This window comes from Nitrospirota bacterium, assembly GCA_040757335.1.
GTDB lineage: Bacteria > Nitrospirota > Nitrospiria > 2-01-FULL-66-17 > 2-01-FULL-66-17 > JBFLXB01.
Window position 1 is genome coordinate 63,386 of the sequence record JBFLXB010000015.1, and the last position, 15,225, is coordinate 78,610.

The following is a 15,225-nucleotide window of genomic DNA, read 5'->3' on the forward strand; positions in this document are numbered from 1 at the left end:
TGGGAGCCTCGTTTCTACGAGTACGGGTGTGTGAGGAATCGGATTACTGACTCTCCTTGTCGTTGCATCCCAACTTCAACGCGACCGAGACAGTAACAGGGACATGGTCGGTCCGTCAATCGTCAGAGTCCAAGGCGGTTGCGGCGGTCTTCCAGTCGCCAGTGAGGTCACGGGAGCACCCGCTGTTTCTGGAGCGCCTCCAGAACGTCCGCCACGTAGGATTCCATTAACGCGTGTCGATCGGTCTGGAGCTTGGTTTGCGTGACCGCGGCCCAGATCAGCTTCTCGGTTTCGACGTCGTAGAGGTTCACTTCCGCCACGGCGTATTCGGCTTCCTGCGCCATCGGGTAGCCGCCGCCGTAGTACGCGGGCCAAGTGCCGTAGTATTCCGGCAAGCGGGAGGCGGCTGGATCCTGCGAATAGCGCAGGCTGGCCGTCTTGTCGACCAGCCTGGTCAGCAGCAGGGTGTCGGCGCCAGCCTCCTTGAGTCGAGCGGCCATCACTTCCTTGTCGGGAGGCTTCTCTTCGGGCACGATCTGATGACCCGGGACCGCGTCGAGACCTCGCGCTTTCAACTGCCGAACGAATTCATCCTCCAAGCGCGGCCGGTTCTTCGGATTCCAGAGCATACTCAACACGACGATTTTGTGGGGCGTCTTGTGGTAGGCGTCATCCTTCCAGACGGACGTCAGCGTGGTCCCGGCGCATGCCGTTGCCAGGAGCGACACTGTAACCAGCAGCATGATGAGGAACCGTGCGCGAGCCACGGCGGCTACTGTGGGCAATCTGGAGCGGGATGTCAAGGTGTCGCCTTGAAAATCGGACAGCGAATGTGAAAAGTACTGCGAGCACCGCAATCAATGGAGATCGATCCGAAGGGAGAGCGCCATGAGCACGATTATCGGCATCGCGGGCAGCTTGAGGCGGGCTTCGTACAACGCGGCGCTGCTGCGAGCGGCAACAGCCCTGGCGCCTCAAGGCTGCCGGATCGAGGTCGCCTCGATCCGGGGAATCCCGCTCTACGACGGAGACGTGGAAGCCGAGGAGGGAATTCCTCCGGCGGTCAACCAGCTCAAGAACCGGATCGCCGCGGCCCACGGGCTCCTATTGGTCACCCCGGAGTACAACAACTCCGTACCCGGAGTGCTCAAGAACGCCATCGACTGGCTCTCGCGTCCGGACGACGATATCGCTCGGGTCTTTGAAGGCCGCCCGGTCGGTCTCATCGGTGCCACGCCCGGCATGGGAGGAACGCGGCTCTCGCAAACCGCGTGGTTGCCCGTGATCCGGACCCTGGGAATGAGCCCGTGGTTCGGCGAGACGCTCTATGTTTCGAACGCGCGCCAGGTATTCGACGCAACGGGTGCGCTGGTGGACGAGAAGGTCAAGCGCCGTCTCACGGCCTATATGAAGGGCTTCGCGGCTTTTGTGGAGTCGGTCGCGCGAGCCAAATCCACCGCACCGGCTACGCCCGCTGGCAGTTGAGCAGCGGGCGTGCAATGCCATCCGTGCTTAATCCTCCAGATACCCGAATCGCCCGGCGTTAAAATCTTCCACCGCCTGGTTGATTTCGTCCGCGCTGTTCATGATGAACGGACCGTAGTGCACGAGCGGTTCCTCGATCGGCTCGCCGCTCAGGAAGAGCACGATCGCGTCGGTCACGGCGGTCACGCGAACTTCGTCGCCGTCGTTCTTGAACAGCACGAACTGTCCCTCCGAGACCGCAGCCGACTCGTTGGCCTTCACTTGCCCGCTCAGCACCAGCAGCGCGGTGTTGTAGTCCTTCGGCGTGGGCAGCCGCACCTCTGCGCCGGGTTTCAAGCGCAGGTCCAGCATGTGCGCGGGAGTGAAGGTCGAGGCCGAGCCCTTCGTGGCTTCGTACACGCCCGAGATCACCCGGACCACGCCCGTGTCATCCCGCAGCGTGACCTCCGGAATGTCGGCGATGGTCAGGGGTTGGTATTTCGGCGCGGTCATCTTGTGCCGCCGAGGCAGATTGACCCAGATCTGCATCATGTGCATGACGCCGCCGGCCCGGGCGAACGACTCCTCGTGGTATTCGTTGTGCAGGATGCCGCCCCCGGCGGTCATCCACTGCACCTCGCCGGGGCGGATCACGCCGCCCGCGCCGGTGCTGTCGCGATGCGCGACCGCACCCTGGTACGCAATGGTCACGGTCTCAAACCCGCGATGCGGATGCGTGCCCACGCCGCGGCGCTTGGTCGTGGGCGAGTACTCGCGCGGCGCGTGGTAGTCCAGCAGGAAGAACGGACTCATCCGCTTTTCGAAATCCGTGGCCGACGGGAAGTAATTGCTGACCCGAAAGCCGTTCCCCACCCAATGCTCGGGCGCACCCCGAAACACCCGCTCGATCGTTCGTTCCATGGATTGCTCCTTTCCTCTCGCTCTGCAACTGGATCTTACAAAAAATTACGCGCTGAAGCCTCCGTCCACATCCAGCGTCGCACCGGTGATGTAGGAGGCGTCGGGGCCGCGAGAAACGCGACTGCGGCCGCCACTTCATCCGGCTGCCCATAACGGCCCAACGCCGTGACCGCCTTTGCCGCAGCGGCGAAATCGCCGTCGGCCGGATTCATATCGGTGTCGATCGGGCCGGGCTGCACGGTGTTGACGGTAATCCCCCTGGGCCCGAGATCCCGTGCCCACCCTCTGGTATACGCCGCAACCGCGGCCTTGGTCGCCGCATAGTCGTCCATACCGGGCCAGCGGCCGAATCACCAATCCCAAGTCCGATCCCGAGAGGGACTGAAAAAGACGTTGACACCGTGCTGACCGCTATGGTACAAACCGCGCAGGTATCGTGAGTGGTCAGAGGTCGAGTGAGTAAAACTACCGCAGCGCACGAAATTCCGCCTGCGGTTTTTTTTTCGCCTCCGTTCGCTTCGTACCCCGGGAGGGATCCCGAGTCCGATGAAGGGAGGTGATTGCATATGGCAAAGGGAACAGTGAAGTGGTTCAACGGCAGCAAGGGCTACGGATTCATTACACCGGAAGAGGGTCGTGATGTGTTCGTACACTTTTCAGCCATTCAAGGCGACGGATTCAAATCTCTGGACGAAGGTCAACAGGTTGAATTTGAGATCGTGAATGGTCCGAAAGGACAGCAAGCGGAAAAGGTCACCAAGATCTAACCGCACGATGAACGGCGAGGGCCCGGGGACACTCACCCCCGGGCTTTTTGTTTGTTGGGCTGTTATGACTGCTTCGCGTTGACGTAGAGCACGAGGCGCTGCCCGGACCGGATCGCGCTGGTTCGGCCCATTCCGTTCCATCTCCGGATGTCGCTGATTGTGACATTAAAGTTCCGGGAGAGACTCCAGAGCGTGTCGCCCCGCTTCACGCGGTAGGTGAGGCGCTTGGGTTTGACGGACGGCGCGGAGTCGCTCGTCAGATCGGCTGTTTGGAGCACGAGGCGCTGTCCGGGCTGGATCACGGCGCGACGGCCCAACCCGTTCCACGCCCGGAGATCGCCGATCCGGACGTCGAACTCCCGCGCAATGTCCCAGAGCGTGTCGCCACGCCGCACACGATACGTCGCGTTCCCGGGGGACGCAGCGGCGCGGCGCTCGGGGCGAGCGGTGGCGTCGGCGTACTGCGGTGAGTGGGGACCGGTGGGAACGAGCAAGGTCGCGCCGGCTCGAATCCGGCTGCCGGAGAGCCGATTCATGTCGCGGAGCACGACCGTCGATGTCCCAAAGCGGCGGGCGATCGACGAGAGCGTTTCGCCTCGACGAATGGTGTGCCGCATCCAGACCGTCTTGTTCCATTCCGGGAGTTTCGAAAAGTTCTGCTCGAACACGGCTTTGGTGCCGATCGGGAGCTTCAAGCGGTAGTCCGTGTACCCCAGTGGGGTCACGTTCCGTCTCAGCTCAGGGTTCAGACGCTTGAGTTCGCTGTAGGTGACGCTCGCCACTTTGGCGATGACGCGAAGATCGGTCGGGCGGGTGATGATCACCTCGTCGTAGACCAAGGGCTTCTCGTACTCCGGCGCGAACCCGTATTTCTCGGGGTGTTTCGCGATAATGGTGGCGGCCATGAACTTGGGGACATAGTTTCGGGTTTCCGGATGGAGGTGCCGCGTCGTGCGAAGATCCCAGAAATCTTCGGCGTTCGTGCGCTTCATCGCCCTCTCGACGCGGCCCTCGCCGCCGTTGTACGACGCGAGCGCCAGGGGCCAGGCATTGAACATGGCGTAGAGGTCTTTGAGGTACGCGGCCGCGGCGTGTGTCGCCTTGACGACGTCGCGGCGCTCGTCGATATACGGGTCGATCCGAAGCCCGTATTTCCGACCGGTGCCCTTCATGAACTGCCACGCGCCCACGGCGTGCGAGCGTGAATACGCGTACGGATTGAAGCCGCTCTCGATCAACGAGACGAACACGAGATCCTCCGGGAGCCCGTTCTCGCGAAAGATTTGCGTCATGAGGGGCACATAGCGGCCAGACCGATTCAGCCAGAGTTGAAAGCGGTCCCGTCCCTTGGTGGTGAAATAGTCCAGGTGGCTTTCCACGCTCGCGTTGAGGACGATCGGGACGTCGTACGGCAAGGCGCCGTCCGCTTCCGCCCCACCCTCGGACTCGAGCAGCTCGTCCCCGATGGCTTCTTCCCGGTCGGATTCGTCGCCGGCCTCCGGCAACGGCTCCTCGATGATGGAGAGTTCAGAGCCAACTGGTGCCGGCGTATCCGGGGTGGGAGGCACGCTGGGCAGAGGCATGTCGGAGCCGGATACCGAGGGTGAGGACTTTGCCGCTGCGACGGGACGAGGCACGTCGGCGGCTCGGCTCGCGGTGTGGCCGACGGTGGCTCCGTGACGGGTTGGGGGCGAGGACGCGCAAGAGGCCAACACAAGGCCAACGCCCACCATGATGACGAACGACCAATCCCTTGGCATGGTGCTCCCCCAATCCGTTGGGGATACTTGAGACGAACCGCCCGCCCGTCATCCCTCACGGCTCTAGACGGTCCTCAACAGGTCTGACGACAAGCTAAAGTATGGGAAACCAACGGGTTCTGTCAAACAAATTCGCGCAAGACACAAGACATGGGTAGGAGGAGCCCGCTGCTTTCTCGTGGTCGAGAATGCCTTTGGTCAGTGGTTTTCAACGGGCTGGATACGGAGGGAGGGTGCGCAGTCGCGGGTCATCCAGCGAGCCGCCCATGGTGAAGTGATACAGACTTTGGTACCGCAGCGTGGTCAGCCCCAGTACGCGGTGCATGGGGTCGTCGAAGAAACACCCGATGCCGGTCGCGCGGATGCCCGTGGCCTCGGCTTCCAGGTACAAGACCTGGCCCACGACCCCACTTTCCCAAAACAGCCGCGGATAGGCCCACGCTCCGTCGTGTTGCAGGGGCCGTTCGAACTCCGCGAGCATGCCGAGCGCAAAGCAGCCGTCGGCGGCAATGGCTTGATGACAGGACACCTGCTCGGCCACTTCCCGGGCATCCCCGGTCTGTAACCGGTAGAGCGGCAGGCCGTCCGGGCACGCCTGGGGTTGTTCCCAAACAAACTCCGGTTTCATGGCGGCGCGCAAAGCCGCGCTCTGACCGGGATCGCGAACCAGCAGATAAAGACCGGGATCCAGGTCCTGGACGCGGTGCACAAAGAGCGCCAGGTGAATGCGGGGCGTCCAGGGCAGCATGGTGAAGGGGAATCGGCCGGGGCCGGGCAGCGTCTTGGCCAGGATCTGATAGAACGCGTCGCGGGTGATCCCGGTTTGGCCATCCAGGGCTACGGCGCTGCGACGCTGGAAAATCATCTGGCGGAACGCGATCGGTGCAGCACCGATCGCGAGCACCGGGCCGGTGGGTCGCGCAATCCCATAGACCTGATTGGTCGACGGCTTGTGCACCGCAGCGTGCACGCGCTCGATGATCGGCCACTCCATGTGGCCGCGGCTCAGTACATTCGGTCGGCCTTGCCAGGGCAAGCTTGCGACCCTCGCGACGACATCGCTGGGCAACGTGAGCGTGTGGCACGTTTCGCCCTGCGGGTAGATCGCCAGCACGCAGTCGGGCGCCTCGGGTTCGGCGCCTTGGGCATCAACAACGCCCAGCAACGAGGCCACGGAGTCGGTCCCAAGATCATCCAACAGCGTCGCGTGCCAGCCCAGCCCCGCCGCAGCCAGGCTCATCGCGGCCATCGCGTGTCCTACGTCGTGTTGGCAATAACGATAGGCCCGTTCGCCGTACTTCCACGCCTCACGCCAGTGCACCGACGTGAAGCCGATCAGGAGCACGGGATGCGGCAGCTCCGCGGTCAATGCTTGCCAGGTCTCCAGCGGGACGTCCGCGCGTCGTTCCAGCGCGTGCTCGGCGGGCGCGTAGTGACACACCATCGGCCCGTCGCACAGCCCCGCGATCGGCCCGGAGATCAGATACCCTTCGGTCGGATGGAGATTCCCGCTGGAGGGATTGATCCGCAGGAACCACGACGCGTCTCCCGCTTGTTTCCGCGCGGAGAGCGCCAGGCTGTCGGAGAAGAGTTGCGACACGGTGCGATGCGTGAAGGGCTGTGCCGGGACGTTGCCCGCCACAAAGGCCGCTTCATACCGCGGCTCCGGGCTTGGAGGGACGTGGTCGAGGTTGATCAGCGGCGCGCCCGCGTACCGCCGGAAGGGATCGGGCTGCGTGGCCCAGTCCATGTGACCCGGCCCTCGCGCATAGGCATGCAAATGATGTTTGGTCGCCTGATGATAGGCAATGACCTCCGTGAGCGCGTCAGACATACGAGAGGATGGTACGCTATTTGGCGCTTGGACGGCTATAACTGGGCCGGCGGCAAGAACCTCAGCAGGGTGAGTTGGTGTTCAGGCGAAGACGGGGTGCCTCAGGTCCCAAAGGTGGCGCCGCCGAATTCACGGCCGCGAAACAGCGAGTGAGGTCGGCGCGAAATCGCTCAACCTCCAGACCCATCCAGATGCCGTGGAAGACGGCCAGCCGCTCGCACGCGGCCGTCGACAGCGTCCGTGCCGCCCGCACCTGACCCATGCGCAGCTTGAGCAACGAAGCCGCCGCGCCGATCAACCCCTGAATGTATCGTGCGGGTTCGGACCGGGGAGGGTGAGCTCGCCAGAGGGATTCCCACGCCTCATGCGCCTCCCAGAAGTACCACCGGTTGAACAGGTCAACGCCGCGCAGATACGGCTGAAGCGTTGGCCATTGTTCCGCAGTCCAGGGTCCGTGCACGACCGCGGTCTGATATGGTTCGCGCGGCCCAGTCAGGCCCGGGATGAACCGAGATACCGGGAGCGTGTGGTCAGTCCCATACCAGGGAAGCGTTGCGAGATCTGGTGGATCAAGGGGGGGAGCGACGCGGCTGATTGTGTGGTCGACCATGCGTCCGACCTCAGGCCGATGACCGCAGGGCGTTGTTCAGGAGCCGGCACCCGGCAAAGAGCGTGGCCTCCTCGTCCCGAATCCAGCGGCTGATGGCTCCAAGGTAGACGAGCGTATCGGCGACGCTCTTGATGTTGGCGATGGCCGTATCGGCTTGGGCCTCCGCGGGATTCACGGGTTTGCCGCGCTCGATCAGATAGCGAAACAAACGCAGCTCCGGGCCCAGGTGGATTTCGGCGAGCAGGCTTCGTACAAAAGGCTCCCATTCGCCGCGTCCGTTCGCGATCGCGTTGTTCCCGTAGTGCAGCAACAGCTTGGTCAGGTAGGGGTGGTTACCGGTCCAAGCAGCCAGTGAGGGATCTCCGTGTGGACCGATCAGCCGACGCGTCTCGCCATCGAGCAGGACCGAGAGCGGAACGACTCGGAAGGACGCGCCAGCCAATGTCCCGGAGTCGCCGAGCAGCGCGCGCAACCGGCGCCCGCCGGTCACCATCAGGGCGGCAGGGTTGGCAGTCCAGACGCGGGCGAGTAACGAGACCGTCGTCGAGTCGGGAAGAGCATCCAGATTGTCCAGGACTACGATCGCGCCCGAAACAAACTCGACCTCTCGAGAAGGCTCAGCGGCAAGATCCATCTCGATCACGTGGTGATGGGGTAGTCCCTGCAACGCGGTGCGGACCAGGGAGGTTTTCCCCAGCTTGGGCCCGCCGATCACGGCCAACGACTCGCCCCGCGCAAGCCGCCAGCGCAGATTTTTGACCAGTCCCTGGCGACCGACGAACGCGTCGCCGGTGGCGGGGGTCGGGGTGAACGGTGGAATGGGCACGGCACACTGTACCATAGCCCCTCGCTTCCATTGACACTCATACACGGGCTTGATAGCGTAAACGCGCCTCGCCTACATCGTGCTCGCCTGGTATACGGTGAGGTCAAGGCCGATTTCGCGTTCACAACGAAGTAGCCGCCTGAAGAGTTGGTGACATCACATGTATGACGAAGGGCTGGCAGCGCGCATTCGAGGCGGGCTGGGCAGGCGCAAGGCGCTGGTGGAGAAACATATGTTTGGCGGCCTCGCGTTCTTGCTGAACGGGAAGATGTTCTGCGGCGTGTTGCAGAAAGACCTCGTGCTTCGTCTGGGAGCAGAAGGCGGTGACCAGGCGCTCAAGTCGCCGCGAGCCGCTAACCAGCGCTTGAACGACAATTGGCTTTCGCCGGACGGTCGCCCGGCGAGCAATTCCTCGACACTGATGTCCTCGTCGATGTCTTCCCAGTGGATGCCGGTTCCTTTCCCGATAAGACGCCAACGTTTTCGCTCGGCCGAGGACGCGTGTTGTAATCGGCGAAAACTAGGCCAGCGGGACCGAGATGCTGCGGCCGTCGCTCGGGTCAAGCGAGAGGGTGTCGTCGGTAACCGATACCTTTTCAAGGGCTGAAATACTCATCCGACGCCTTGGTCCGCGCCGATACTACCCCAGGCCTTACGCGGAAGCTGCCAGCGCATTCGCTACCGCACCGGGCAGCTCGACAGCGACAAAATATCGGGAGGGATAGAGGTAGTCCTCGCCGGACTCGTCGACAACCCGAATGTAGCCATCTTTTGCGGCAGCTTGGTCGGGAAGGACAGGATAGATCTTACGCAGCGTCAAGTCTTCGCAGCCGTCGTTGCGAATACAGAGCGCAAATTTGTGGTGCCGACTACTCAAGGGCGCCGTGACTTCCAATATCCTGGGCGACGTTTGCCGTGCGCCACTGCGATCACCTCGACACTGTCGTTGCGCAGACCATAGATCAAACTGAACGGAAACCGGGGGAAGATGTACCGCCTAGCGTGAGCCCCGTAACGAGGCCATCGTTCTGGCGCCTCGGCGATCGCTTCGACCGCGTGCCGCAGCTCTTCACGAAAACCGTCTGCGGCTGCTAGGCTGCGCTCCGCGTACCAGGCAAAAGCCGCTTGCGCTTCTTCGGCAGCGGCAGGGTGAAATCTAACCGCGACCGGTGGCACCCGTGCCGTAGAGCCGTGTGCGGAGCTGCTCCCACGGAATCGTCTGCACGGAGCCTGAGTCCAACTCGGTCATCCGGTGCTCGATTTCCGCGACCCAGGCCTGTTCCACCCCGTCCTCAGAACCGGGTTCAAGGCTCTCGATCAAGAGGCCTGTGAGCGCAGCGCGCTCTTTGGGATCGAGCCGCATGGCCTCTTCGTATAGTTTCTGTGCCGTCTTGGTCATCTCTCAGTCCTCCAATGCCGCGGCGTAAAGTTTACCCCAGCGCGTTCAGCGCCGACCCGGCCTTGAACCACCCGATCTGCTGCGCCGTCATCGAATGATTGGCCTGGATCTTCACGTCCCCACTGGCCTTATGAATCGTCACCTCGACCGGCTTGCCGGGCGCGAGGGCCGCGAGGCCCGTGATGCTCACGCGGTCTTTTTCCTCGAACTTGTCGTAGTCCGCGGGATTGGCGAAGGTTAGGGGCAGGATGCCCTGCTTCTTGAGATTCGTTTCGTGGATGCGGGCGAAGCTTTTGGTGATCACGACTTTTACGCCCAAAAAGCGCGGGGACATGGCGGCGTGTTCGCGGCTGCTGCCCTCTCCGTAGTTTTCGTCGCCGATCACGACCGAGCCGATGCCTTGGGCCTTGTAGTGGCGCGCGACTTTGGTCGGCGTTTGGCCGGCCTCACCGGTCAGCACGTTGGTCACTTTGCCGGCTTCGCCGGTGAACGCGTTGGTCGCGCCCAGAAACATGTTGTCGCTGATCTTGTCCAAATGGCCGCGGTACTTGAGCCAGGGGCCGGCCGGGGAGATGTGGTCGGTGGTGCACTTGCCCTTGGCTTTGATGAGGATCGGCAGCTTGACAAAGTCTTTGCCGTCCCATTTCGGGAACGGTTCGAGTAGGGCCAGGCGCTCGCTGTTGGGCGGCAATTCGATCTGCACCGCGTCGCCGTGCTCCGCCGGGGCGATGAAGCCTTCTTCGCCCTTGGCAAATCCCTTGGCCGGCAACTCCTCGCCGCGCGGGGGCTCGAATTTGATCTTGGTGCCGTCCTTGGTCGTCAGGGTGCCGGTCACGGGGTTGAAGTCCAGTGTCCCGGCGAACGCCATGGCGGTCACCACCTCGGGGCTCGACAGGAACGAGAGGGTCTCAGCGTTGCCGTCGTTGCGCGCCGGGAAGTTGCGGTTGAACGAGCTGATGATGGAGTTCTTCTCGCCCTGCTTGATGTCGTCGCGCTTCCATTGGCCGATGCACGGGCCGCAGGCGTTTGCGAGCACGGTGCCGCCCATGTCCTCGAACGTCTTCATGAACCCGTCGCGCTGCATGGTGTGGTAGATGCGCTCGGAGCCAGGCGTGACCAGGAAGTGCGCTTTGGCCTTGAGGCCGGCCTTCAAGCCCTGGAGCGCGATGTGCGCGGCGCGGCTGATGTCTTCGTACGAAGAGTTAGTGCAGCTTCCGATCAGAGCCGCGGTGAGCTGCAGGGGGTAGTTCTTTTCCTTGGCCTCCGACGGGAGCTTGGAGACCGGGCGGGCCAGGTCGGGCGTGTGCGGGCCCACCACGTGCGGCTCCAATTCCGACAGATTGATCTCCACGATCTGGTCGTAGTACTTCTCGGGCGATTGCAGGACCTCGGGGTCCGCGGTGATCAATTCACGGTTGGCTTGGGCCAGTTTCGCGATGTCCGCGCGCTCGGTGATGTTCAGGTACGCCACCATCTTGTCGTCGAACGGGAAGATCGAGGTGGTGGCGCCCAACTCAGCGCCCATGTTGGTGATGGTGCCCTTGCCCGTGGCGCTGATCGTGGCTGCGCCGGGGCCGAAGTATTCGATGATCTTGTTGGTGCCGCCCTTGACCGTGAGCACGCCGCAGAGGTACAGGATCACGTCCTTGGCCGAGGCCCAGCCCTGCAACTGCCCGGTGAGCTTCACGCCGATCAGTTTGGGGTGCAGTACTTCCCACGGCAGGCCCGCCATGACCTCGCCCGCGTCCGCGCCGCCCACGCCGATGGCCAGCATGCCGAGCCCGCCGCCGTTGGGGGTGTGCGAGTCGGTGCCGATGATCAAGCCGCCGGGGAACCCGTAGTTTTCCAGCACCACCTGGTGGATGATGCCGGCGCCCGGCTTCCAGAACCCGATGCCGTACTTGGCCGCGGCCGAGCGCAGGAAGTTGTAGACCTCCTTGTTTTCCTCGATCGCGCGCGCAATGTCCTCCTTGGCCCCGGATTGCGCGCGGATCAAATGATCGCAGTGCACGGTGCTGGGCACGGCCACGCGCTTCTTGCCCGCCTGCATGAACTGCAGCAGCGCCATCTGCGCGGTGGCGTCCTGCATGGCCACGCGGTCGGGCCGCAGCAGCAACTGCGCCTTACCGCGCTCCCAGGTTTGCGCGTCGAAATCATCGGCGTGCGAAACCAGAATTTTCTCGGTCAACGTCAGCGGACGGCCGAATTTCTTGCGGGCCTTGGGGGCGACTTCCGCGATCTTTTTATAGACGGCCTGGATGGCGTGCAGCGACATACAACTCCTCCTCTAATCAATAACGGCTGAGAGTGATCGAACGTGAAGGGAGAAAACCAGCCCCGGAGCAGGTTATTCTAAGGAAGGTTTTACAGCGGTGTCAACGGACCAAAAGACCCAAGCCAAGAGTGCAACGGCTAAGGGCCAGACCAACTATTGTTCGCGAACCGTCATGGTGGCGTGAAGATAGGAGTTGCTCACCGCGGTGATGGTGAGATCCGGTGCGAGCACCAGGTAGAGGCCTGGCGCGGATTCAAAGAGCGTCCGAAAATCCGGCGTGGGAATGGCCCGCAAGGTACGACGGGGCGTGCGCGGCTTCGCAGCGTGTTGCGCCCGCGCCATGGGTTAGTGAAGTGGTGATGACAACGGCGCGGGGCGACGTTGTGTGTGGATCGCGAACACGCGGCCTCCTCCAACGGTGGAGCGCCTCGGGTGACGGAGCAAGGGTATCGTCCCGTGAGAGGCTGTCAAACCCGATCGGAGACGCCGCGGGTCAGACGGGACCCGGTGTTCTCCGCGCGTTGATCCTCAGATAGCCGCGCGGTAGACTCGGGCGTGCCGGAAATTCCCGATCTCGACGCCATCGTGCCCTACCTGCGACGACACGTGGTGGGCGCGACGATCACCGACGTCTCGCTCCCGCTGGGGTGGATGCTGCGATCATCCATGTCCGCGCCCGCGGAGCAGGTGCTGCGCGGGGAGACGATCGAAGCGATCGACCGCCGCGGCAAACACGTCCTGTTCTCACTGCACCGCGCCAGCCTGGTCGTCAACGCTATGCTGGTGGGGCGGTTCTATTACCAAGCTCCGGACGTGAAGCCGCCCCGACAGACCGTCATTGATCTCACGCTCTCGACCGACAAAGCATTGCGTTATGCCGACGAGCGCCAGATGGGGCGGCTGTATTTGGTGCCGGATCGCGACTACGCGAAGATCCCGGGGTTTCTCGATCAGGGCCCGGAGCCGCTGGCCGATGACTTCACGTTCGAGCGGTTCCTGGACCGGCTCAAGGGACGGTACGGCGAGATCAAAGGCCTGCTGACCAACGCCAAAATCATCGCCGGGATCGGCAACGCCTACGCGGACGAGATCCTCTTCGAGGCCGGTATCTATCCCTTCCGCAAGAAAAAGGACCTGTCAGGGGACGAGTTGCGGCGCGTATACGACGCGATCCGCACGGTGTTGCCCCGCGCGAGTGCGATCGTGGCCGAACGCATGGGCGATCAGATCCACCTCAAGATCCGCGACTTCCTCGCGGTGCACGGCAAGGGCGACCAGCCGTGCCCGCGCTGCGGAGGGCGCATCGCCACGGTGGGCGGCCGAGAGCGCGCAACGAATTTTTGCCGCAAGTGTCAGCCGGGAATCATGACCGAGGCCAAGCGGCACCTGCCGCTTGGCCTCGAGGACTAAGGCAGTTGACCCCACGTCGTGCTTCCCCGTCATCGAGTAGCCCGCCCGCAGTCAAGAGTCTCGCCGGACTGTCGAACAGATCGAGGCGTTTTTGGGGATCAGCGAGTGGGTTTCAACTTGAGCAGCCAAATATCGAACGTCCCCTCACGATTCGAGATAAACGCCATTTCCTGCTTGTGGGGGTGCCAGGCGGGGAACCCGTCATACAGAAAAGGTGTTCCGCGAGTGAGTCGATGCAGGTTGTTGCCGGTGTGGTCCATCACCCACAGCGCACAGCTTCCGTCACGGTCCGACACGAACGCGATGTGTCTCCCGTCAGGACTCCACGACGGTCTCCAATCGTGGACCCTTCCCCGCGTCAACTGCTTGACCGCTTTGGTTTTGACGTCGACGGTCCAGATGTGACTGTACAGTTTTGGCCGGACGCATTCGGGGTCGAAGTTCTCGTATGGCTCTTCACCCTTCTGACTCAGCGGAAGTTGGTCGCGGTTCTCCTCGGTGATCCGGGTTGAAGCAAAGGCGATATGCTCCCCATCAGGACTCCAGGTGGTGCTCCAATCGCCGTTGCCGCCCCAAGTCATCTGCTCTTGGTTCTGGCCCCCAGCGGTCATGAGCCAGATGGCCCACTCCCCGGAGCGGTTCGAGATGAACGCGATCCTCGAGCCGTCCGGGCTCCAGGATGGATGAACGTCGCTCGCCGGATCAGTGGTCAACTGTCTGGGCTCGCTGCCGTCGCGGCTCATCTTCCACACGTCCAGGTTCTTTGACCGATCGGAGAAAAACACGATTTCGCGTTCAGCCGGATCGAGCGCCGCATCATAGTCGTTGAATCGTCCAGAGGTCAGTCGGCGTGCTTGCGTTCCGTCGCGTTTTGAAATCCACAGGTTGATGAACTTCGGGTCAATAATCGGATCAATGATCGAGCGGGCGGCTGTGGGCCGAGTCTCGATCGAAGATTGCCGGGAGTAGACCAAGCTGTCGCCGGTATGAGCCCACGAGACCGAATAGACGTCCGCATCATGGCGCGTCAGCCTGGTCTCTTTCAGCACCACGAGCAGCGGCGCTTCGCCGGATGAAGGGGGGAGCGGGTCCAGAACGCCGCAAGCTGAAAGCCCAAGCATCAACACGACGAGTGTCGCCTGCCGCTTCACTTCAGGGATGTGTATCTTCATTCGAGATCCTCCAGGCACGAGCGCTGTACCTCGGTGCCGATTCGATCCGGACCAATATTAGGACTCGTCTTTGGCGCAGCGAAAGCCCACGTCATACCCCGTATGCCAATCCTCATCGCGATCATTGACCGCAAACAACTCCGGCGCGTGCCGATTGGTCGCGCGCGCAAACGGCACGGCCGGCACGCCCCACGACCCGCCGCGCAGCACGCGATACTTCTCGCCGAACGCTGCGCGTTGCAATTTGCTGCCGGGATACGGCTTGTACCACGAGCTGGTCCACTCCCACACGTTGCCGATCATGTCTTCCACCCCGTACACGCTCGCGCCATCAGGATAGCTACCCACGGGTCGGCTCCAAGCCAGGCCGGTCTCCATCGTATTGGCCTTGTCGCGCGCAAAGGTCGGGCCCCAGGGATACGGGGCGCCATCGGGCCCGCGTGCGGCCTTTTCCCACTCGGCTTCGGTGGGCAGGCGTTTGCCCGCCCAGCGGCAGTAGGCCTCGGCGTCGTGAAAGTCGGTATCGCTTACCGGGTGATTCGGCTCGCGATTGAGCGCGTCGCGCTCACGCCAGGGCGCGGGCTGATAGGCCGACCCCGTCGCGTTCACGTACTGCGCGTACTCCGCGTTGGTGACCTCGTACTTGTCGATGTAGAAGGCGGGCAGATCGACCAAGTGCCGCGGTGTCTCATCGATTCCGACTTCCACGCCCAACGTGCCATCCTCTGGATCGCTCCCCATCCAGAACGGTCCGGCCGGAATCAGGATCATGCCGGGGGGAGGGGCG

At 63.0% G+C, this 15,225-nt stretch carries 15 protein-coding genes and 2 pseudogenes; 3 read left to right on the top strand and 14 right to left on the bottom strand.

Annotation, left to right across the window (positions count from 1 at the left end; genetic code table 11):
- Positions 1-167 precede the first annotated feature (167 nt).
- A complete protein-coding gene (locus AB1451_09635) occupies positions 168-767 on the bottom strand; it encodes a hypothetical protein (GenBank protein MEW6683165.1) in 600 nt (199 codons plus the stop codon).
- 121 nt (positions 768-888) lie between these two features.
- On the opposite strand from AB1451_09635, the gene AB1451_09640 reads away from it, so the two are divergent.
- Positions 889-1,485 (top strand): NAD(P)H-dependent oxidoreductase, encoded by a 597-nt coding sequence (locus tag AB1451_09640; GenBank protein ID MEW6683166.1) that lies wholly within the window; start codon positions 889-891, stop codon positions 1,483-1,485.
- 27 nt (positions 1,486-1,512) lie between these two features.
- Here AB1451_09640 and AB1451_09645 read toward each other — a convergent pair whose 3' ends face one another.
- Positions 1,513-2,385: a pirin family protein gene (locus AB1451_09645; GenBank protein ID MEW6683167.1), complete on the bottom strand. Its 873-nt coding sequence runs from the start codon at positions 2,383-2,385 to the stop codon at positions 1,513-1,515.
- 45 nt (positions 2,386-2,430) lie between these two features.
- Positions 2,431-2,708 (bottom strand): annotated as a pseudogene (locus AB1451_09650) (SDR family oxidoreductase).
- A gap of 237 nt (positions 2,709-2,945) precedes the next feature.
- Between AB1451_09650 and AB1451_09655 the strand changes: the two are divergent.
- Complete coding sequence (locus tag AB1451_09655; protein ID MEW6683168.1) at positions 2,946-3,152, top strand: cold-shock protein; 207 nt, start codon at positions 2,946-2,948, stop codon at positions 3,150-3,152.
- 62 nt (positions 3,153-3,214) lie between these two features.
- Here AB1451_09655 and AB1451_09660 read toward each other — a convergent pair whose 3' ends face one another.
- The 9 genes and pseudogenes from AB1451_09660 to AB1451_09700 form a co-directional block, all read right to left on the bottom strand.
- Positions 3,215-4,735 (bottom strand): LysM peptidoglycan-binding domain-containing protein, encoded by a 1,521-nt coding sequence (locus AB1451_09660; GenBank protein MEW6683169.1) that lies wholly within the window; start codon positions 4,733-4,735, stop codon positions 3,215-3,217.
- A 385-nt stretch (positions 4,736-5,120) separates the two neighbouring features.
- On the bottom strand, positions 5,121-6,746 hold the full coding sequence (locus AB1451_09665; protein ID MEW6683170.1) for a SagB/ThcOx family dehydrogenase: 1,626 nt from the start codon (positions 6,744-6,746) through the stop codon (positions 5,121-5,123).
- Between the two features lie 61 nt (positions 6,747-6,807).
- The gene (locus tag AB1451_09670; GenBank protein MEW6683171.1) at positions 6,808-7,356 is read right to left on the bottom strand and encodes a DUF309 domain-containing protein; all 549 of its coding nucleotides are present in this window, start codon (positions 7,354-7,356) and stop codon (positions 6,808-6,810) included.
- 10 nt (positions 7,357-7,366) lie between these two features.
- Positions 7,367-8,197, bottom strand: a complete 831-nt coding sequence (locus AB1451_09675) for a hypothetical protein (GenBank protein ID MEW6683172.1) — start codon at positions 8,195-8,197, stop codon at positions 7,367-7,369.
- Between the two features lie 339 nt (positions 8,198-8,536).
- Positions 8,537-8,798: pseudogene (locus AB1451_09680) on the bottom strand (DUF2442 domain-containing protein).
- A gap of 257 nt (positions 8,799-9,055) precedes the next feature.
- Positions 9,056-9,358, bottom strand: coding sequence for a type II toxin-antitoxin system RelE/ParE family toxin (locus AB1451_09685; GenBank protein MEW6683173.1), 303 nt, complete (start codon positions 9,356-9,358; stop codon positions 9,056-9,058).
- The gene (locus AB1451_09690) at positions 9,339-9,581 is read right to left on the bottom strand and encodes an addiction module protein (GenBank protein MEW6683174.1); all 243 of its coding nucleotides are present in this window, start codon (positions 9,579-9,581) and stop codon (positions 9,339-9,341) included. The genes AB1451_09685 and AB1451_09690 overlap by 20 nt, the downstream gene beginning before the upstream one ends.
- A 31-nt stretch (positions 9,582-9,612) precedes the next feature.
- Entirely contained in the window at positions 9,613-11,856 is a 2,244-nt protein-coding gene (locus AB1451_09695; protein MEW6683175.1) for an aconitate hydratase, read from the bottom strand.
- A 153-nt stretch (positions 11,857-12,009) separates the two neighbouring features.
- Positions 12,010-12,198, bottom strand: a complete 189-nt coding sequence (locus tag AB1451_09700; GenBank protein MEW6683176.1) for a hypothetical protein — start codon at positions 12,196-12,198, stop codon at positions 12,010-12,012.
- A 213-nt stretch (positions 12,199-12,411) separates the two neighbouring features.
- Between AB1451_09700 and AB1451_09705 the strand changes: the two genes are divergently transcribed.
- The gene (locus AB1451_09705; protein MEW6683177.1) at positions 12,412-13,266 is read left to right on the top strand and encodes a DNA-formamidopyrimidine glycosylase family protein; all 855 of its coding nucleotides are present in this window, start codon (positions 12,412-12,414) and stop codon (positions 13,264-13,266) included.
- A 98-nt stretch (positions 13,267-13,364) separates the two neighbouring features.
- On the opposite strand, the gene AB1451_09710 is transcribed toward AB1451_09705, so the two are convergent.
- Positions 13,365-14,438 carry a DPP IV N-terminal domain-containing protein gene (locus AB1451_09710; GenBank protein ID MEW6683178.1) on the bottom strand — a complete coding sequence of 358 codons (1,074 nt, stop codon included), beginning with the start codon at positions 14,436-14,438 and terminating at the stop codon, positions 13,365-13,367.
- A gap of 57 nt (positions 14,439-14,495) precedes the next feature.
- The coding region (locus tag AB1451_09715; protein MEW6683179.1) for an SUMF1/EgtB/PvdO family nonheme iron enzyme at positions 14,496-15,225 on the bottom strand (730 nt) is incomplete at its 5' end.